General features: G+C 69.9%; 16 protein-coding genes and 3 tRNA genes. 12 read left to right on the forward strand and 7 right to left on the reverse strand.

From position 1 onward, the window contains the following. Positions 1 to 70: 70 nt before the first annotated feature. Positions 71 to 490: a PspC domain-containing protein gene (locus AB0O28_RS20685; protein ID WP_363642419.1), complete on the forward strand. Its 420-nt coding sequence runs from the start codon at positions 71 to 73 to the stop codon at positions 488 to 490. A 1-nt stretch (position 491) separates the two neighbouring features. Here AB0O28_RS20685 and AB0O28_RS20690 read toward each other — a convergent pair whose 3' ends face one another. From AB0O28_RS20690 to AB0O28_RS20705, 4 genes are all read right to left on the reverse strand, one after another. Then, on the reverse strand, positions 492 to 1,823 hold the full coding sequence (locus AB0O28_RS20690) for an MFS transporter (RefSeq protein ID WP_363642421.1): 1,332 nt from the start codon (positions 1,821 to 1,823) through the stop codon (positions 492 to 494). A gap of 153 nt (positions 1,824 to 1,976) precedes the next feature. Further along, positions 1,977 to 2,318, reverse strand: a complete 342-nt coding sequence (locus AB0O28_RS20695) for a metallopeptidase family protein (protein ID WP_363642423.1) — start codon at positions 2,316 to 2,318, stop codon at positions 1,977 to 1,979. Between the two features lie 12 nt (positions 2,319 to 2,330). Continuing rightward, complete coding sequence (locus AB0O28_RS20700; RefSeq protein WP_363642577.1) at positions 2,331 to 3,161, reverse strand: ABC transporter permease; 831 nt, start codon at positions 3,159 to 3,161, stop codon at positions 2,331 to 2,333. A 5-nt stretch (positions 3,162 to 3,166) separates the two neighbouring features. Next, positions 3,167 to 4,114 (reverse strand): ATP-binding cassette domain-containing protein, encoded by a 948-nt coding sequence (locus AB0O28_RS20705; protein WP_363642425.1) that lies wholly within the window; start codon positions 4,112 to 4,114, stop codon positions 3,167 to 3,169. A gap of 68 nt (positions 4,115 to 4,182) precedes the next feature. Between AB0O28_RS20705 and AB0O28_RS20710 the strand changes: the two genes are divergently transcribed. From AB0O28_RS20710 to AB0O28_RS20735, 6 genes are all read left to right on the forward strand, one after another. After that, positions 4,183 to 4,818, forward strand: a complete 636-nt coding sequence (locus AB0O28_RS20710) for a TetR/AcrR family transcriptional regulator C-terminal domain-containing protein (RefSeq protein WP_363642427.1) — start codon at positions 4,183 to 4,185, stop codon at positions 4,816 to 4,818. Between the two features lie 72 nt (positions 4,819 to 4,890). Next, complete coding sequence (locus AB0O28_RS20715; RefSeq protein WP_363642429.1) at positions 4,891 to 6,510, forward strand: metallophosphoesterase; 1,620 nt, start codon at positions 4,891 to 4,893, stop codon at positions 6,508 to 6,510. Further along, a tRNA-Glu gene (locus AB0O28_RS20720) sits at positions 6,511 to 6,583 on the forward strand. Positions 6,584 to 6,693: 110 nt separating this feature from the next. Beyond that, positions 6,694 to 6,768 (forward strand) — tRNA-Asp (locus tag AB0O28_RS20725). A gap of 20 nt (positions 6,769 to 6,788) precedes the next feature. Beyond that, positions 6,789 to 6,865 (forward strand) — tRNA-Phe (locus tag AB0O28_RS20730). 63 nt (positions 6,866 to 6,928) lie between these two features. Beyond that, positions 6,929 to 7,759 carry a barstar family protein gene (locus AB0O28_RS20735; RefSeq protein ID WP_363642431.1) on the forward strand — a complete coding sequence of 277 codons (831 nt, stop codon included), beginning with the start codon at positions 6,929 to 6,931 and terminating at the stop codon, positions 7,757 to 7,759. A 432-nt stretch (positions 7,760 to 8,191) separates the two neighbouring features. Here the strand turns inward: AB0O28_RS20735 and AB0O28_RS20740 are convergent, their stop codons facing one another. Then, entirely contained in the window at positions 8,192 to 8,416 is a 225-nt protein-coding gene (locus tag AB0O28_RS20740; protein ID WP_363642433.1) for a type II toxin-antitoxin system VapB family antitoxin, read from the reverse strand. A 568-nt stretch (positions 8,417 to 8,984) separates the two neighbouring features. Here AB0O28_RS20740 and AB0O28_RS20745 point away from each other — a divergent pair. The 3 genes from AB0O28_RS20745 (at position 8,985) to AB0O28_RS20755 (ending at position 13,172) form a co-directional block, all read left to right on the forward strand. Further along, the gene (locus tag AB0O28_RS20745; protein WP_363642435.1) at positions 8,985 to 9,812 is read left to right on the forward strand and encodes a cyanophycinase; all 828 of its coding nucleotides are present in this window, start codon (positions 8,985 to 8,987) and stop codon (positions 9,810 to 9,812) included. Positions 9,813 to 9,857: 45 nt separating this feature from the next. After that, positions 9,858 to 12,590 carry a cyanophycin synthetase gene (gene cphA, locus AB0O28_RS20750; RefSeq protein ID WP_363642437.1) on the forward strand — a complete coding sequence of 911 codons (2,733 nt, stop codon included), beginning with the start codon at positions 9,858 to 9,860 and terminating at the stop codon, positions 12,588 to 12,590. 210 nt (positions 12,591 to 12,800) lie between these two features. Continuing rightward, positions 12,801 to 13,172 carry a barstar family protein gene (locus tag AB0O28_RS20755; protein WP_363642439.1) on the forward strand — a complete coding sequence of 124 codons (372 nt, stop codon included), beginning with the start codon at positions 12,801 to 12,803 and terminating at the stop codon, positions 13,170 to 13,172. Between the two features lie 156 nt (positions 13,173 to 13,328). On the opposite strand, the gene AB0O28_RS20760 is transcribed toward AB0O28_RS20755, so the two are convergent. After that, on the reverse strand, positions 13,329 to 13,784 hold the full coding sequence (locus AB0O28_RS20760) for a hypothetical protein (protein WP_363642441.1): 456 nt from the start codon (positions 13,782 to 13,784) through the stop codon (positions 13,329 to 13,331). 418 nt (positions 13,785 to 14,202) lie between these two features. On the opposite strand from AB0O28_RS20760, the gene AB0O28_RS20765 reads away from it, so the two are divergent. Further along, on the forward strand, positions 14,203 to 15,624 hold the full coding sequence (locus AB0O28_RS20765; protein WP_363642443.1) for an MFS transporter: 1,422 nt from the start codon (positions 14,203 to 14,205) through the stop codon (positions 15,622 to 15,624). Between the two features lie 144 nt (positions 15,625 to 15,768). Here AB0O28_RS20765 and AB0O28_RS20770 read toward each other — a convergent pair whose 3' ends face one another. Further along, positions 15,769 to 17,304 (reverse strand): S8 family serine peptidase, encoded by a 1,536-nt coding sequence (locus tag AB0O28_RS20770; RefSeq protein ID WP_363642445.1) that lies wholly within the window; start codon positions 17,302 to 17,304, stop codon positions 15,769 to 15,771. A 261-nt stretch (positions 17,305 to 17,565) separates the two neighbouring features. Here AB0O28_RS20770 and AB0O28_RS20775 point away from each other — a divergent pair, with 261 nt between their 5' ends. After that, positions 17,566 to 18,342, forward strand: coding sequence for a hypothetical protein (locus tag AB0O28_RS20775; RefSeq protein WP_363642447.1), 777 nt, complete (start codon positions 17,566 to 17,568; stop codon positions 18,340 to 18,342). The last annotated feature ends 4 nt before the right edge of the window (positions 18,343 to 18,346 follow it).

Raw genomic sequence — 18,346 nt, forward strand, 5'->3', positions numbered from 1 at the left:
GGGCTCCCTCGGGGTAGGGCCAGGGGGAATCCCGATGTGCGCCAACCCCCCGAAGAGGCACTGTGGAGGTATGAACGAGATGAACACCAACGGTTCGGTCAAGCAGCTCCACCGCACTCGGAACGGCAGGATCGTCGCCGGGGTGTGCTCGGGCGTCTCCGAGTACACCGGCATCGACGCCAACATCCTGCGCCTCGGGCTCGCCGTCGCGAGCTTCTTCGGCGGCCTCGGCGTCGGCGTCTACGCCGTCGCCTGGCTCCTCCTCCCCGAGGAGGGCAAGAACACCTCCATCGTCCAGGACCTCATCCACAAGAACAAGGACGGCCACGTCTGGCAGGACGCCAAGGCCAAGTGGGACAACGTCCAGCAGGGCTGGAACCAGGGCCGCTCCACCGGCACCCCCTACCCCCCGCAGGCCCCGAGCTACGAGGAGCACCCGTACGGCCGGTCCTCCACCGGCGACTCGCAGAACCAGGGTCCGCAGGCCTGACTCAGGTAGCGGCGGCCCGGACCTTGGCGATGATCTCCTTGCGCGACTCGGTCCAGAGCATGGCGAGCACAGCCGCGGCGCACAGCCCGGCCACGCCCGCCAGCGTCACGACGGCCTCTGGACCGAGCCGCTGGGCGGCTGCGCCTCCGACGAGGATGCCGACGCCCTGGGCGGCCAGCAGGCCCGACTGCACCAGCCCGAACGCCGCGGCCCGTCCCGACGCGGGCACGCACTGGACGAAGGCCGCGTTGGCCGCGAGCTGGTAGGCCCCGCCGACGCCGGACAACACCCACAGGGCGAGCACGCCCTCCAGCGGAGGCCGGATCACGCAGAGCACGAGCGGCGCGCAGGTGAGCATGGCCAGCCAGCCCATGCCGCGCAGCCGCCCCGACGGGGTGACGAACCGCCCGAAGAAGAACGCGCCGATGACCGTTCCCGTCGGCATCGCCGCCATCAGCAGGCCCGTGATCACCGGGACGGGAAGCCTCCCGTCGGCGAGCGCCGCGGCGTACGGCACCGCGATGCCTTCGGGGATCACGTAGAACCCGCACAGCCAGGCGAACAGGACGAGCGTGCGCAGCCGCCGTTCGCCGAACACCAGACGCGCGCCGGACAGCGTCATCCGCCACATGGACGGCCGCTCGCCGTCCTCCCGCAGCGGCGCCGGACGGTGCCGCACCCCCGCGACGATCACCAGGGCCGATCCGAGGAACGTCGCGCAATCCAGCGCCAGCGCCCGATAGGGCCCGAGCGCCGCGATCGCCGCACCCCCGGCGGCGAACCCCAGCATCTGCACGGCCTGGTTGGTCACGTTCTGCAGGGCCGACCCCACGACGTACCGGTCGCCCTCGAGCACCTCGGGCAGCAGCGCCGCGCGGGCGGCCGAGAACGGCGCGCCGAGCAGGACCACGAAGAAGACCAGCGCGCACAGCACCGGGAACGGGGTGACGGGCAGGGCCATCGCGGCCAGCATCAGAGCGCGCAGCGCGTCGCACCAGAGCATGACCCGCCTGCGCGGGTATCGGTCGGCCAGCCCGGCCAGCAGCGGCCCGCCGAGGATGGGCGGCAGGTAGGTCAGCGCGTAGACGGCGGCCGTCGCCAGCGGCGACGCGGTCCGGCTGTAGACCAGCACCGCGAGCGCCACCTGGGCGAGCTGGTCGCCGAGCAGCGACATGCCCTGTCCGAGCCACAGGGCCCGGAACTCGGGGACCGCGACCACCTCGCGATAGGTGGTCCGCACCTCGGGGGAACGGCGGTGCCGGCCGGACAGCCTGCCGGGCTTGGTGTCCGCCGTCTCACTCAGCAGAGGTCGCTCCGCAGCCCGACGCCGCACGATGCCCCCGGTGTCCGCCTCGACGGCTGGATCTGACACAGCGTGGTCAACATGTCACTTACAGTGCCCGTCGGCTGCGATTTTTGCAACCCGCTGACGGTCCGCTTTCGCGGGCCGCGAACGCGAAGCGACACCCGGCGGGCGAGAACGGCCCTACCAGCCGAGCTCGTGCAGCCGGTCGTCGTCGATGCCGAAGTGATGGGCGATCTCATGCACAACGGTGATGCGAACCTCCTCGACGACGGCGTCCTCGGTCTCGCAGATCTCGAGCGTCGGGTTCCGGTAGATCTCGATCCGGTCGGGGAGAACCCCCGAATACCAGTCGCCCCGCTCGGTGAGCGGAATGCCCGTGTAGAGCCCCAGCAGGCCGGGCTCGGGCGGGTCGTCCACCACCACGACCACGACGTTGTTCATGACCTTTGCCAGATCCGGAGGGATCGTGTCGAGCGCCTCGGCCACGAGCTCCTCGAACCTCTTCAGCGGGACGTCGATCACCGTCTCATCGTGTCATCGCGAGGCGGCGGTGCGGTAGCGCCGTACGGCGAGCGGCGCGAACACCGCGATGATGAGCAACGACCAGCACAGCGACGCGGTCACCGGGTGCTGGAGCGGCCAGGAGGCGGCGGCCGAGCCGGGGTTGCCGAACAGCTCGCGGGCGGCCGAGACGACCGCGCTCATCGGGTTCCAGTCGGCGATCGCCCGCAGCCACCCGGGCAGCCCCTCCAACGGCACGAACGCGTTGGCCAGGAAGGTCATCGGGAACAGCCAGCCGAACGTCGCGGCGTCCGCCTGCGCGCCGTTCTTCGCGAACAGCCCGATGAACGTGCCCACCCAGATCATCGCGTACCCGAACAGGGCGAGCAGCGCGAAGCCGGTGAGCGTCTCCAGAGGGGTGCCGCGCGGACGCCACCCCGCGATCAGCAGGCCGCAGACGGCCATCATCGCGAGCGACAGCCAGTCCTTGGACAGGTCCGCGAGGCTCCGCCCGGCCAGCAGGGCCCCGCGCGCGATGGGCTGAGCGCGGAACCGGTCGATGATGCCGCGCGCCATGTCCTCGGCGACCGATGTCGCGGCGGCGACCGCGGACAGTGCCATGACCTGCATGAAGATGCCCGGCATCAGGTAGTTCCGGTAGTCGCCCCCGCCGGGCAGGCTGATCGCGCTGCCGAAGACGTACCCGAACAGGACGGTCATGATGACCGGCGCGACCAGCTCGGCGGCGATCTGGCCGGGCTGGGCGCGCAGCTGGGAGTAGCTGCGCCCCGCGATGACGAACGTGTCGCTCAGGGCCCAGCGCAGCCGTTGCGCCCTCGTCGCGGGGGGTTCCACAGTGATCATGGTGATCACGCCGCCTCCTTCTCTTTGACCGGCGCTTCCGTGAGCGCCAGGAACACCTCGTCCAGCGTCGGCCGGCGCAGCCCCAGGTCCTCCACGCCGATCCCGGCGGCGCCGAGGGCCGCGGCGACCCTGACCAGGGAGGCGGCGCCGTCCGAGACGGGCGCGACGAGCCGCCGTTCGGTGGTGTCGATCTCGGGCTCGCCGGGGAGCACCCCACGCACCGCGTCGACGCCGGGAGCCAGGTCCGCGGCCTCGCGGAAGGTGACGCTCACCCGGTCGCCGCCCACTTTCGCCTTGAGCGCGGACGGAGACCCGGCCGCGACCACCCGCCCGGCGTCCATGACGGCGATCCGGTCGGCCAGGTGATCGGCCTCGTCGAGGTACTGCGTGGTGAGCAGCAGGGTCGTCCCCTCGGCGACGAGCCGGCGCAGCTCGTCCCACAGTGCGAGGCGGCTGCGGGGATCGAGGCCGGTGGTCGGCTCGTCCATGAGCAGCACCGGCGGCGAGACGATGAGGCTGGCGGCCAGGTCGAGCCTGCGGCGCATGCCGCCCGAGTAGGTCCGCACCGGCCGGCCGGCCGCCTCGGCCAGGCCGAATCGCTCCAGCAGTTCCTCGGCCCGGCTGCGAGCCGTACGGCGGGGCAGGTGGTAGAGCCGGCCGAACAGCTCCAGGTTGCGGCGTCCGGTCAGCAGCTCGTCGACCGCCGCGTGCTGGCCGGCGAGGCCGATGCGGTAGCGGAGCCGTTCGGCGTCCCTGACCACGTCGCATCCGGCCACCCGGGCCGAGCCGCCGTCGGGGCGCAGCAGCGTCGTGAGGACGCGCACCATCGTCGTCTTGCCGGCGCCGTTGGGCCCGAGCAGGCCGCAGACCGAGCCGCCCGGTACGTCGAGGTCGACGCCCCGCAGCGCCTCGGTCGTGCCGAACCGCTTGCGCACTCCTTCCGCATGGATCACGGCATCTCCTTAACAGAGTTAAATTTAACGCTGTTAAGCATGGATTGAACGTCGTTAAGCTGTCAACCGTGGCACTCGAACGCGACACGATCGTCAGGACCGCCATCCGGCTCCTCGACGAGGTGGGGCTGGAGAAACTGACCTTGCGCAGGCTCGCGACCGAGCTGGGCGTGCAGGCCCCCGCCCTCTACTGGCACTTCCGCAACAAGCAGGAGCTCCTGGACGAGATGGCCGAGGCGATCTCCGTACAGGAGCCGCTGCGGCCGCTCGCCGAGGGGGAGCCGTGGGATGAGTGGCTGGCGGAGTGGTGCCGGGGCCAGCGCCGCGCGTTCAAGGCGCACCGCGACACCGCGCGCCTCACCGCGGGCACCCACCCCGGCACGGCCACGCTGCAGACCGTCGAGACCATCCTGGAGTCGCTGCTGCGGGCCGGATTCACCCCTACGGACGCCATATGGGGGCTCGGCACGCTCGCGAGCTTCCTCGGCGGGTTCGTGCTTGAGGAGCAGGCCGACCAGGAGAGAGGGTCGATCGACCCGGCCCTGTTCCAGGAGGCGCTGGAGAGCCTCGCGCCGTACCCGAACGTGCGCGCCGTCATGGCCGAGACCGGCGGGCCGCAGACGGAGGCGTCCTTCGAGCACGGTTTGGCGCTGATTCTGTCCGGTATGCGGGCGCGCCTGGAGGCTCAGGCGGGCGGCCGGTAACCGGAACACCGTGATTTGGTAACCAGAAAGGCCGCGACTTCGGGTAGGCAGGGAGGGATGGAGAATTCGCGGTTGAGGGCGTTCGCCCACAGGACGGTCGGCAGCCGGTTCGCCCGTGTGCTCGTTCGCGTGCTCGCGGTCGTGCTCGCGGCGGTGGTCGGCGGATGGCTCGGCATGGCGTTCGGCGCCAAGGTGGACACTCCGGTCGGCCCCGCCGACATCGGGATGTCCCTGACCCCGTCCTGGCGCGGGGAGACCGTCATCGACGTACGGCCTCTGGGGACGCTCAGCTTCGACACCCACAACGGCCCGGCGCGGCTCGACCTGACGATAGAGGCGGTCCATCCGGAGATCGCGGAGGACATCCTCAAGAATCCCCGGTGGGCCGACCGGTTGCCGGCGACCATCGAGGCCGACGTCGTCTCCGGGCTGCGGAGCCTCGCCGTGCGCGCGGTGCTGTTCGCCGTCGTCACCGGTTTCCTCGTCGGCCTGGTCGCCTTCCGGCGGCTGTCGCGGGCGGCCTGGACCGCGGCCGGCTCGCTGGCGATGGTCGTCGTCCTCGGCGGCGTCTCCGCGCTGACGTTCAACCCCCGCTCGATCGCCGAGCCCCGGTATACCGGGCTGCTCACGGGCGTGCCGTCCCTGGTCGGCAGCGCACAGTCGATCGTGACCAAGTTCACCGAATACCGCGGCCAGCTCGCCAAGCTGGTGACCAACGTCTCCCAGCTGTACGAGGCCGGGTCGAACCTGCCGATCTTCGACCCCGACCCGGACACCATTCGCGTGCTGCACGTCTCCGACCTGCACATCAACCCGCTGGGCTGGAACGTGATCAAGTCGTTGAAGGACCAGTTCAAGGTCGCCATGATCATCGACACCGGTGACATCGCCGACCACGGGACCAAGGCCGAGAACGAGTACGTCAAGGAGATCGGCTCGCTCGGGGTGCCGTACGTCTACGTGCGCGGCAACCACGACTCCATGACGACCCAGCGGGCGGTCGAGAAGCAGAAGAACGCGGTCGTCCTGGACGGCTCCGCCGCCACGGTCGAGGGGCTGAACGTCTACGGCATCGGCGACCCGCGGTTCACCCCGGACAAGTCCGTGCAGGCGGCGGGGGACGAGAGCAAGAGCCTCCTCGACCTTGGCCGGGCCAGCGCGGCCAAGCTGGCGCCGCGTGACTGGCCCAGGTCCGCCTCCACCTCGGCGCCGGACAGGATCGCGGCTGACATCGTGGCCGTCCACGACCCGACCGTGGGCCGGGGCCTGTCCGGATATGTGCCGCTCGTGCTGAGCGGGCACGTCCACGCGCGGTCCACCGAGCTGCTTCCCTCGGGCACCCGGCTGATGATCCAGGGATCCACCGGAGGCGCCGGCCTGCGCGGCCTGGAACACGACGAGCCCACCCCGCTGACGGCCTCGGTGCTCTACTTCGGCAAGAAGAGCCACAGGCTGGAGGCCTGGGACGACATCACCGTCGGTGGCCTCGGCGAGCAGTGGATCCAGTGTGAGCGTCATATCGAGCCGGACCCTGGCCGTACAATTTTTCCCGGGTCGCCGCAGGCCCCGCCGTCGCCGACGGCGACCGGCAGCGGCTCGCCGTCGCCGGTCGCTTTGGCATCAGGGGCAAACGTCCCCTATGCTTCAGAGGTCTCCGACGGAAGGCGTCACGGAACAGGGCGAAAGCCTTGAGCCCCCATCGTCTAGCGGCCTAGGACACCGCCCTTTCAAGGCGGCGGCACGGGTTCGAATCCCGTTGGGGGCACGTGGAGCGCGTCGAGCGCACCGGATGACGGAAGGTCGAAGACCTCCCGGAAGCTGGTAAGCTAGGCGAGCCGAACAACACGGGGAAGCGAAAGCTCCCCCGGACATAAAGGTCCTGTAGAGCAGTTTGGAGTGCTCGCCACCCTGTCAAGGTGGAGGTCGCGGGTTCAAGTCCCGTCAGGACCGCGTACGGCGGCAGCCGCCGAGGTCAGGTAGCTCAGTTGGTACGAGCGTCCGCCTGAAAAGCGGAAGGTCGGCAGTTCGACCCTGCCCCTGACCACCACCTTTGAACAGCCCAAACGCCCCGAGCGACCACGCTCCGGGGCGTTTTTTCAATTTTCCAGGCATGGCGTCGTCGCTCGACAGCTGGGACAGTGTGATGCCTGTGGAATCTCTCCGGCCGAAGTTTCTTCTGATCGACGAGGACGATCGGATCCTCGGGCAGTGTCTTGACGCCGAAGGGCTCTTCGTCGAGGCGACCGACGAGGACGAGTACGTGACGATCGAACTTCTGGGGTGCCTTCCGTCCCAGCGGATGCGCGACTACCTGACCGGGTCCAAGCGTTATCGCCAGCGGAACCCGTTAAGCCTGGAATGGCTAAGGATGCTCGACGCGGCCGGAGAACCGTTGGTGGACTTCTGGCTGAGTGAGATCGTCGACTGGCGGCCATCGGCTCTCGATCCTCTGCGGATGGACCTGATCGCCGTCTGGGGTGTGGACAGCCCGCTTGCCGGTGCGCGCGATGTCTGGGAGTGCTGGCTGGTGGCCAGGCCCGACCGGCTCAATCTGTGGGCCGAATACGAGGGGGCGGCCAGAGATGAGTGGCTGACCATCGTCCGCCGCGACCAGCGGGAGCTCAGGCGGCCCGACCGTGCCCCGGGGCGGACCTGTGATCTCGATGGATCGCACGTCACCGACAAGGCCGGCTTCTACCTTGCGATCGGAGAGGCGATCAACGGGCCGGGTGGTTACTTCGGCTGCAACCTCGACGCGCTGGACGACTGCCTGTGCGGGGGGTTCGGGGCGCGGACGCCGTTCACGTTGATCTGGCAGGATTCCCAGGTCGCTCGGAAGTCGCTGGCGACTCCTATTGAGGGGGCGGACGAGCCCTCGACCTATTACGACGTCATTCTTTTCATTTTCCAGGACCACGATGTGGCCGTGGTGTTGAGGTGATCCGTGGAGCGGACCCGGGTGTCCTACTGCCGGTTCCGTCAGCTGATCCAGCGCACCGGTTGCCCGGTCAGGCGGGCGATGGCGTCAAAATCGGCGTCTGCATGCAAGACGGTGAGCTTGTGATGGCGAGCCGTTACCGCCATGAGGAGATCGACGGGAGAGGCACACTGGTGCCATCCCCTGTCAGCGAGTTCGCATTGCAGCCGACTTGTCTCGTCCCAAGCCGATTCGGGGATGAAGTAGTACGGAAAAGTCTCCCGGAGCAGGCTGTCGGCTTCGTAAAAGGCCGGCCGCCGACTGCTCTGAAGTACTCCTGTCTGATCGGCTCGCAGATGCCGACAAGCCCGGCGGAAACCGTGTGATCCCATTCCGCACCCGCCTGACCACGGTAGAAGCGGACCAGGGCGCTGGTATCGATGAGATAGAGCTCTGTCACGCCACAGCCTGTGGTGTGCCATCACCCTTCTCGATGGCCGAGAGATCGATCTCTCCCTCAGCCACCATCTCGCGCATACGAGCTATGGCGGCTGCACGCCTGCGTCGATCGACGATCTCTCGTAGAGCGGCGTTGACCGTGTCTTTCTTGGAAGAAGTGCCGAGCAGCTTCGCGGCCTCGGCCAGGGCCTCGTCGTCGAGGTCGATCAGGGTCTTGGTCATGGGCACCGCCTTACTCGTATATACGATTCCAGATTGATATATCGGGAGACGATGGACGGCGAGGGTTCCCAGCGGCAGGATCTCTGCGAAGACCTGACGGCTTCCGGTCTGGGCTGTGTCGCCGGTTGCCTGAGCGTATGGGTTGGCCTGACCGCCACCCGTGAACAGCCCAAACGCCCCGAGTCGGCGCTGTGTCCGACGATCTCGCAAACCACGTGCGGCGGCACGCGATCGAGGAGGAACGAGACGGCGGTCTGTCGGATGTCGTGAAATCGGTACGTCTCCAGCCCGGCGCGCTTCCGGACCGCGTAGAAGTGCCGCAACAGTCAACCGGGGCGCGTATGGAGGCTGGGGGGTTGGCGATGGTCCGGGCAGGGTGCGCTGTAGCCGCCCGAGGGGCTGTCCGGGCAGCGCTCCGGGCCCTGGGGCGCGGCTGGCACATGTGTGGCGCCCCGGCGCTCCGAGTAACGCGAGCACCCGCGCTCCAAAACCGGACTATACGGGGCGAACTAGTTCATCTCGGATGATATCCGACGCCTAAGGGTAACAACTGGTCGAGGAGGGGCGCATGGACGCGGACGAAGGGCGTGAGCCTGGTGATCCGGGCCGCCTGCTTATCATCGGGGGCGCCGAGTGCTGCGGTTCCGGCCTGCTCGAGCGGTTCGTGGAGCTGTCTGGCGGCGAGGCGGCCCGGATCGTGCTGGTCACTACGGCCACCGGGGCGCCCGAGGAGGTGCACGCCGACTACGAGCGGGTGTTCCGCAAGCTCGGCGTGGACCAGACCAGGGAACTGCGGCTGCGCGGGCGCTCCGACGCCGACGGCGACAACGCGGCCAAGCTCCTCGACGACGCCACGGGCGTGTTCTTCTCCGGCGGCGACCAGTCGCGGCTGCGCGCCCTGGTCGGCTCGCGGGCCAACGAGATCCTGCGCGAGCGGCTGCGCGCGGGCGGCGCGGTCATTGCCGGGACCAGTGCCGGCGCCACCGCCATGGGCCGCACGATGATCCTCGGCGGCGAGGGCCCCGGCGTGTCCGCCGCCACGGTCCGCACCGGCCCGGGGCTCGGCCTGCTCCCGAGGGCGCTCATCATCGACATGCACTTCAGCGAGCGCGGACGGCTCCCCCGGCTGCTCAGCGCCATGGCGCTCGACCTGGAGTACCTGGGCGTCGGCATCGGCGAGAACACCGGGATCCTGGTCGACGGCACCCGCTTCGAGGTGCTCGGCGCCGGCGTGGCCACGGTGGCCGACGGGCGGAACGCCACGGTCATCCACGCCGCCGGGGACGAAGACCCGATCACCCTGTTCGGCGTCCGGCTGCACCTGCTGCCCGCCGGGTGCGTCTTCGACATCGCGACCCGCGAGGCCACCATCGGGCCCGCGCACGACCGGTACTGATCACCGCCAGCCCGATCATCCGCCCAACCCTTGGGGGAGTGTCACGTGCGTCTCGACGACCTGCGTCACCTGAGCGGACCCAACTCGTTCAGCACCCGGCCGGTCACCGTCGCGCGGCTCGAGCTCGAGGAGCTGACCGGCCGGAACACCACCGAGTACCCGGGCTTCGCCGGGCGGCTGACCGCGGCCCTGCCCGGGGTGGCCGAGCACCACTGCGCGGCCGGGCGTCCGGGCGGGTTCCTGGAGGCGATGGCCCGGGGCACCTACTTCGGCCACGTAACCGAGCACGTGACGCTGGAGCTGTCCAGCCTGGTGGGCCGCGACGTGTACCTGGGCCGGACCATGTGGGCCGGCGCCGACGGCCGCTACGACGTGATGACCGAGTGCCCGCAGGACGAGCCCGCGCAGTCCTCGGTGCCGGCCGAGCTGCTGGAATTGGCCATCACCACGGTCAAGCACATTCTCCTTGAGCGCATCCCCGACCTGCCGCTCGAACTGGCCAGGATCGCTCGGGTCGTGGAGCGGGAGCGCCTCGGCGTGAGCACGGCCGCGCTCGCGGGCGCGGCCCGCCGCCGGGGGATACCGGTCCGCCGGGTCGGCCGGCTGAGCATGCTGCGGCTCGGATACGGGCGCTATCGCCGGCTGGTGTGTGCCGCGCTGACCGAGCAGACGTCGGTCATCGGCGTGGACATCGCGGCCGACAAGATGCTGGCCAAGCAGCTGCTGTCCGACGCGGGCATCCCGGTGCCCAATGGGGTTGTGGCCTGGAGCGCGGCCGACGCCGCGGGGGCGCTGGCCCGGCTCGGCGGGCCGGTCGTGATCAAGCCGCTCCAGGGCAGCCACGGTGCCAATGTGACCGTCGGTGTGACCACCGCCGCTGCCGCGGCCGCGGCCTACGCCCAGGCGGCGGCCGACGGCGAGGGCGTGATCGTGGAGAAGTTCGTGCCCGGCACCGACTACCGGGTGCTGGTGGTCGACGGCCAGGTGGTGGCCGCGGCCGAGCTGCGGCCGGCCTCGGTGACCGGCGATGGTGCCTCCGACATCACCCAACTCGTCGACGTGGTGAATGCCGACCCGCGCCGGGGCGAGGGCCACTCCCGAGAGCTGACCAAGATCCAACTGGACGAGTGCGCGCTCGCGCACCTGGAGGCCCAGGGCCTGGGCCCGGCGTCGGTCCCGGCCCGCGGCCGGCTCGTGACCCTGCGCCGGAACGCGAACCTGTCCACTGGCGGAACCAGCCGCGACGTGACCGACCTGGTGCACGAGGACGTGGCCGACATGTGCCGCCGGGCCGCGGCCGTGGTCGGCCTGGACGTCTGCGGCATCGACGTGCGGCTGGCCGACATCGCGGCACCGATGCGGTGCGGCGGGGCCGGTCACGGCGGGGCTGAGCCCGGGGCCGTGATCGAGATCAACGCGTGCCCCGGGCTGCGGATGCACCTGTCCCCGGCCGAGGGGGCGCCGCGAGACGTGGCCGGCGCGGTGATCGACAGCCTGTACCCGCCCGGCGCCCCATCTCGGGTCCCGGTCGTCGCGGTCACCGGGACCAACGGGAAGACCACGACGGTCCGCATGATCGGCCACATCCTGAGCAAGGCCGGGATGCGGGTGGGGATGTCCACCACGGACGGGGTCTACTCCGGCGGCCGGCTGGTCTACGACGCCGACGCCTCGGGCCCGCGGTCCGCGGACATGGTGCTCGACGACACCAGCATCGAGGCCGCGGTGCTGGAGACGGCGCGCGGCGGGATCATCCGCGGTGGGCTCGGCTACGACCAGGCCGATGTTGCCGTGGTCACCAACATCACCGCCGACCACCTGGGCACGGACGGCGTGGAAGATCTCGACGAGCTGGTCGAGGTGAAGGCGCTGGTCGCCGAGGAGGTCCGCGAGGGCGGGACCGTGGTGCTGAACGCCGACGACCCGCTGGTCGCCGCGCTCGCCGACCGGCCGCGGGTGCGCGGGCGTGCGTCCGTGATCAGGTATTTCAGCCTGGTGAACGGCAACCCGGTCATCGAACGGCACCGGCGGGCGGGCGGGCTGGCCTACGAGCTTCGCAACGGCGAGCTGGTCGAGTTCGATGCGGACCGGGAGCGGGCGCTGCTCGGCGTGGCCGAGCTGCCCGGCGCGTACGGCGGGCTCGCCCCGCACGTGATCGCGAACGCGCTGGCCGCGGTGGCGGCCTGCCGCGGGCTCGGGGTCAGCGCCAAGGACATCCGGCGCGCGCTGAGAACGTTCACGCCGGCCGAGTTGAACCCGGGGCGCGGCCACGTCTACCTGGCCGGCGGCGGCCCGGTGATATTGGACTACGGCCACAACGCCGCCGCGCTCGACGCGACCGGCCGCATGATCAGCGATGTCTGGGGTGGCGAGCCCGTGGCGGCGATCACGCTGCCCGGCGACCGCCGCGACGATCTGGTGGCTCACTCGGCCGAGGCCGTCGCGGCGTGGTTCGGTCGGATCGTCGTCTACGAGGACGCCGACAAGCGCGGCCGCCGGCCCGGCGAGATGACCGGCCTGATCACCGCGGCCATGCGCCGGGCCCGGCCCGGCATCGGCCTCGCCACCGCAGAAGGGCCGCAGGCCGCCCTGCGCATCGCGGTCACGATGGCCGCCGGCCACCCGGTCCTGTTCGTCTACGAGAAGCTGGCCATGGCCCGCCAGGCCCTGGAGGCCCTGAACGCCCGCCCCTGGCCCGCCGGCGCAGTCCCGCCCGCACCCGCCGACGCCGGTCTCGCCTGCTCCTTCCATCGAGACGCCGCAATCACGGATGACTGAAAGCCCCCTCCGGGGGACGACAACGGTGACGACAACGTCGGCCACCACGAGCACACCACGGCAGCCGTCCACAGCCTTCTGGCCTCGAGTCGGTCGAGCGGAGCAGGGCGGTCGGTCTGCCGGAAAAGCGAAAGGTCGGCAGCTCGCCCCGCCCCTGACCGCCACCCTTGAACAGCCAAAACGCCCCGGGGCGTTTTTTCATGCCCAGGTATGGCAAGAGAGGAATGGCTGACCATTGTCCGTCTTCAGCGCCGGTGGCGGACAAGACAGCCTGATCGTCCGCCAGGCCGCACGTATGACCTCAATGGATCGCACGTCACCGACAAGGCCGGCTTCTACCTTGCGATCGGAGAGGCGATCAACGGACCGGGTGGGTACTTCGGCTGCGACCTCGACGCGCTGAACGACTGCCTGCGCGGGAGGTTCGGGGCGCGGACGCCGTTCACATCGATCTGGCATGATTTCCAGATCGCTCGGGATTCGCCGGCGACTCCCTTTGATGGCCCGGACGAGCCCTCAACCTACTACGACGTTATTCTTTCCATCTTTCAGGACCACGACGTGGCCGTGGTGATGAGGTGATCTGGCGAGCGGGCCCCGTAGGTCTCACTGCCGGTTCAGTCAGCTGATTCGGCGCACCGGTTGTCCGGTAAGACGGGCGATGGCGTCGAAATCGGCGTCCGCATGCTCGTGAATTTGGTGCGCGGCGTATGAAGGCCGGGCGAAGAATCTGTAACCTCACGCCGGCTCAGGCGCGGGGCGCCGCCTCCTGATCGAACGCGCCACGATGACGATCCAGGCCACCCCGGCGACCGCACCAGCGGCGACGAATCCGGTGAGAAGCAGCCAGGTCGACCCGCCTGCCGCGGAGAACACCCCGTTGCGGGCACCCGTGTCACGCGCCGGAACGGTTTTCCCCTCCGACAGCCCGTCGGGTTCGTCGTAAAGAATGACGCCGGTCCTCTGCACGCCACCCTCGGACGTGGCGAAATCGCCATGCCAGGTGCAGTTACGGCGTCCGCATTCCTGGTGCATGGCTGTGAATGCGCCTGGTGTGCCGTTTCCAGCCTTGGCCTGCCATGCCGGCACCAGATCGAAAGCGCCGAAAATCAGACCGCCGACAGCGATAACCGGAAGTCCGAGCCAGACGAAAATCTTCGTCCGCCACCCATTGATATTCCCGAAAACGGCCATGGCGGGGGACCCTAGCACATCGGATAAGCGCCGGGCAACGGCCTTTATTGAGCAGACCGGTTCGGTTGAGGATATGGACGCGTACGCGCTGCCGGGGCTCGGGACCTCCGGAAGCCCGAAGAGCTGAACGCCCGAGCCGATAACGGCCGCGTTTCAGGCCGGCTACGTGAAAAGGGACAGATAGGAATGGCCGACCATCGCCGTCTACGCATCGTCGCCCGTGCCTGGAGAACGGCGAGACCGCGGTTCGCCTCGTACTTCGAGACGGCCGCGTTGCACGGGATAAAAATCAGTGATGTGCGGCGGGGTGGCGGCCCCGCTCGGCGCGTCGCACGGGCTTCATGACCTCACGCGTAATCGCTGTGATGCCCTACCCCGGGCGAACCTGAGCGTGCAACGGCGCGAGCAGGAGGAGAACATGACGACCATAACGTCACCGCGATCGACAGCGGTCGCGGCGACCGGCAGCAGCGCCGGGTGGGGAAGCCTGCTGGTGCTCCTCACCGGTGTCTTCATCACCACCCTCGACTTCTTCATCGTCAACGTCGCGATTCCCGCGACACAGCGCGAGCTGAACGCGAGCCCGTCGGCGATCCAGTTCATCGTCGCCGGATTCGGCGTCGCCCTGGCCTCCGGGCTCGTCCTCGGCGGACGGTTGGGTGACCTGTACGGGCGTCGGCGGCTCTTCTCGATCGGCCTGGCCGTCTTCACCCTGGCCTCGGCCGCCTGCGGCGAGGCCCCGACCGCCGGGTTCCTCATCGGCGCCCGGGTCGCCCAGGGTGCCGGGGCGGCTCTTCTGATGCCGCAGGTCCTCGCCATCATCAACACCCTCTACACCGGCACGCACCGCACCAAGGCGTTCAACGCCTACGGCATGGCCCTCGGCTTCGGCGGCGTCTTCGGGCAGCTCATCGGCGGCGTGCTCATCAGGGCCGACATCGCCGGCCTCGGCTGGCGCAGCATCTTTCTGATCAATGTCCCGGTGGGCGCGGTCACTCTGCTGCTGACCCGGCGGCTGATCCCCGAATCACGGGCCACTGGGGCCCGTTTGGACCTGACCGGCGCCGCGCTGGTCTGCCTGGGCCTGGTTGCCATCGTGTACCCGCTCGTACAGGGCCGGCAGCAGGGCTGGCCGGCATGGGCGTGGCTCTGCCTGGCCGCCGCCGTGGCCCTCCTGGCCGCCTTCGCCCTGCACCAGCGCCGGACGGCGGCGCCCCTGATCGACCCGGCGCTGTTCCGGCACCGCTCGTTCTCCGCCGGTGTGGTCGTCAGTCTGATCTACGCGATGACGACGGGCTCGTTCTTCCTGGTCCTGGCGCTCTACCTGCAGGAGGGCCGCGGCCTGGACGCTCTCGGATCCGGCCTGATCTTCCTTCCCCTCGGCCTCGGCTACTTCGCCTCCTCGGCCCTGTCCGGACGGGTCGCGGCCCGGCTCGGCCGCCAGGTCGTCACCGTGGGAGCCCTGGTCGTCGCACTCGGGTATGCGGCTCTGGCCGAGACGGCCTCGGCCCTGGGCACCGGGCGTCCCGTCGCGTGGATCATCCCGGGCCTGCTCGTCGCCGGCGCGGGAATGGGCTTGATCATGGCCCCACTGCCCGCGATCGTCCTGGCCGGCACCGATCCCCGGCACGCCGCCGCGGCCTCGGGCGTCCTGAGCACGGCCCAGCAGGCGGGCGGTGCGATCGGGGTGGCACTGGTCGGGATGGTCTTCTACGGCGCCCTGGGCGCTCCCGCTCCGGCTCACTACCCGCACGCGTTCGCTCTCGGCCTGGCTCTCCTGGTCGGTCTGGCCGCCGCCGTCGTCGGGCTGGTCCAGACGCTGCCCCGCACCGCCCGCTGACCCTGCCGGGTCCGCGAAGCCCGAGAAGGTCGTCCCGCGCCCGCCGTCGACGGGCGCGGGACGTCGCCGTATGACGCTGGGCCTGCACCGTCATGACAGTGCAGGCCCAGCGGGTGATGTCGCTCAGGTGATGCCAGAGTCAGTTCACTTGACGGCCGCGAGGGTGTCGACGACACCGGCGCCGAAGAAGCCGTTGTCGTCGGCGGTGCCGGTGCAGGCCGCGGTGTTCGGCGGGCACGGCTTGGGCACGGCCCGCGCCTTGAGCTCGCTGATCATCTGGGCCGGCGACCACGACGGGTGGGCCGACTTCATCTGCGCCATGACGCCGGCGACGTGCGGGCTCGCCATCGACGTACCGCTCTTGGTGCCGTAGCCGTCGGCCCCCGTCCGGGTGTTCCACGTCGTCGAGTAGATCGACGAGCCGGGAGCCGCGACGTCGATCTTGCCGAGGCCGTAGTTGGAGAAGGACGACCGGACGCTGTCCAGCGTGGTGCCCACGCGCTGCAGGGACGCGACCGTCACGACGCCGTCGAACTCGGCCGGGATGTCGTTGCAGCCGCTGTTGATCGTGCGCGCGGTCGGCTTCGGCGCGTCGTTGGGGCTCCCCGTGTCCACGGTCTTGTTGGCGATGTCGTAGTTGGAGTTGCCCGCCGCGGCGACGTTGACGACGCCCTGCTTGGTGGCCCACTGCACGGCACGCCGGACGGCCTCCTTGCTGGCGGCCTGGTCGGGCTGGTCGTCACACCAGAACTCGAACGGGTCGACGTAGTAGGAGTTGTTCGTGACGTCCATGTGCTTCAGGCCCGCCCACATGAAGCCGCAGACGGCGTACTCCGGGTAGATGAAGCCGTCGTCGTTGACGACCTTGACGGACGCCATGCGCACGTTCGGCGCGACACCGACGATGCCGACGTTGTTGCGGGCGGCGGCGATGGTGCCGGCGACGTGCGTGCCGTGGTCACTCGTCGTCGGGCGCCAGGCCAGCGGCGTCTGATCCGGACGGCCGACGTTGCTGCAGTTCACCGAGTTCGCGACGTCGATGTTGGCCTTGAGGTCCGGGTGCGTCGGCGAGATGCCGCTGTCGAGCACCCCGACGAGGACGTTGCGGTTGCCGTCGGAGATCGCCTGCGCCTGCGGGGCCTTGATCATCTGCATGTCCCACTGGACGCCCTCGTTGGGGTCGAGGCTCCCACCCGGCTGCGGGTCGGACGGGATGTCCCCGTTGACCGGCTTCTTGGCGCCCTGCTTGTACCCGTTGGCGCCGGGGCCCCACGGCGCGGCCAGGTCGGCCGGCGTCCCCTCGGAGACCCCGGCCGTGCGGGTGGCGCCGACGGAGGCGACCGCGTTGCCACCCTTGGCGGTGACGTTCACGCGGAAGGCCGCGCGGTCGGAGTGGGCGACGACCACACCGATCTCGGGCCAGGACTGGACGACGACACCTCCGGCGGCCTCGACCGCGCGCTCGACGAGACGAGTCTGGCCGGGGTTGGCGATCCGGGCGTTGACGACGTAGCTCATGAGCATCCCGTCGGGGATGTCCACGTTGACCGGTGTCGACGTCGGCTCGTCGGTGGTGGCCGCGCTGGCCGAGTCGGTCACGCCTCCGAGGAAGGCGGCACCCACCATGGCGAACGCCGCGGCGGTGGCCGCGAGGCGTCGCTTGGGCAGGGCATGCTGCATGCGTTGCTCCTAGAACGGTGAGACCGCGGCACCGTCGCCGCGGTCTGGCTGGCTTCGGCGCTGAAAGTCCTGAATCGCCCTGAATTCAGCCTTCAAGGTTGGTCCGTGACGGTAACAGCTCGATTGTGAATTGTTCAAGAGTTCACCAAGGCGTAGGGCTGACCGGCCGATCGACGATCAGATGCGCAAGGTGATCATCGTCCGAACGACGCTTGCGGGCTTCGGATGAACCACGGTGAGAACGCTTACGTGGTGTGAGGCATGAGAAGACTGCGCATGATCGTGCTCGTGGCGGTGGCGGCGCTGACCGCGGCTTGTGGGGGAGTGGAACCGGAGACGTCGGCGGCCGCGGCCGACGACGGGCCGGTGACGCCGGTGGCCTTCTGGGGCGCGGAAGGCGGGTTCGTGACCGCGACCATGAACGCGCTGCGTCCGCCGAGAGTGATGGTGTACGGCGACGGCCTGGTGATCGTCGACGCGAGCAAGCGGATGACGCTCACCGATGCCGAGGTGGGCGAGGTGGTCGCGCGGATGGAGGAGTTCCTGGCCGGGCAGTCGCCGACCGCGAAGCCGAAGCCGGGCGCGCCGTCGGTGACGGACCTGCCCGACACCGTCCTCGGCGTACGGGGGAAGGACGGGAAGATGCTGGAGGTGCGGGTCCCGGCCCTGGAGCAGCTCGCGGACTTCTACCCGAGGCGACTGGTGGACGCGAAGAAGCTGATGGAGGGCCTGGCGACCCGGGCCGCCGCGGAGGGCGCCGACTACGTCGCCACCCGCGTCCGGATGGTCGCCGACGAGGCCCCGTCGGCGGAGGGCAGGCCGTCGCCGTGGCCCGAGGGCGTTCCGGAGCCTTCGGGCGTGGTGGAGCCGGTCTGGCGGAAGGACGTCGAGGGGGCGGCGGCGAACGCTATCACCAAGGCGGTTCCCGCCGGGCAGGAGTACGGCCGGTCGCTCTTCACGACCCGCTCAGGGGTGGTCTTCGTGCTCTCCTGGCGATACCTGCTGCCGCACGAACAGTCAGGCGACGGCCACCTGTGATCGA

This window comes from Microbispora sp. NPDC088329 (genome assembly GCF_040685655.1).
Taxonomy (GTDB): domain Bacteria; phylum Actinomycetota; class Actinomycetes; order Streptosporangiales; family Streptosporangiaceae; genus Microbispora.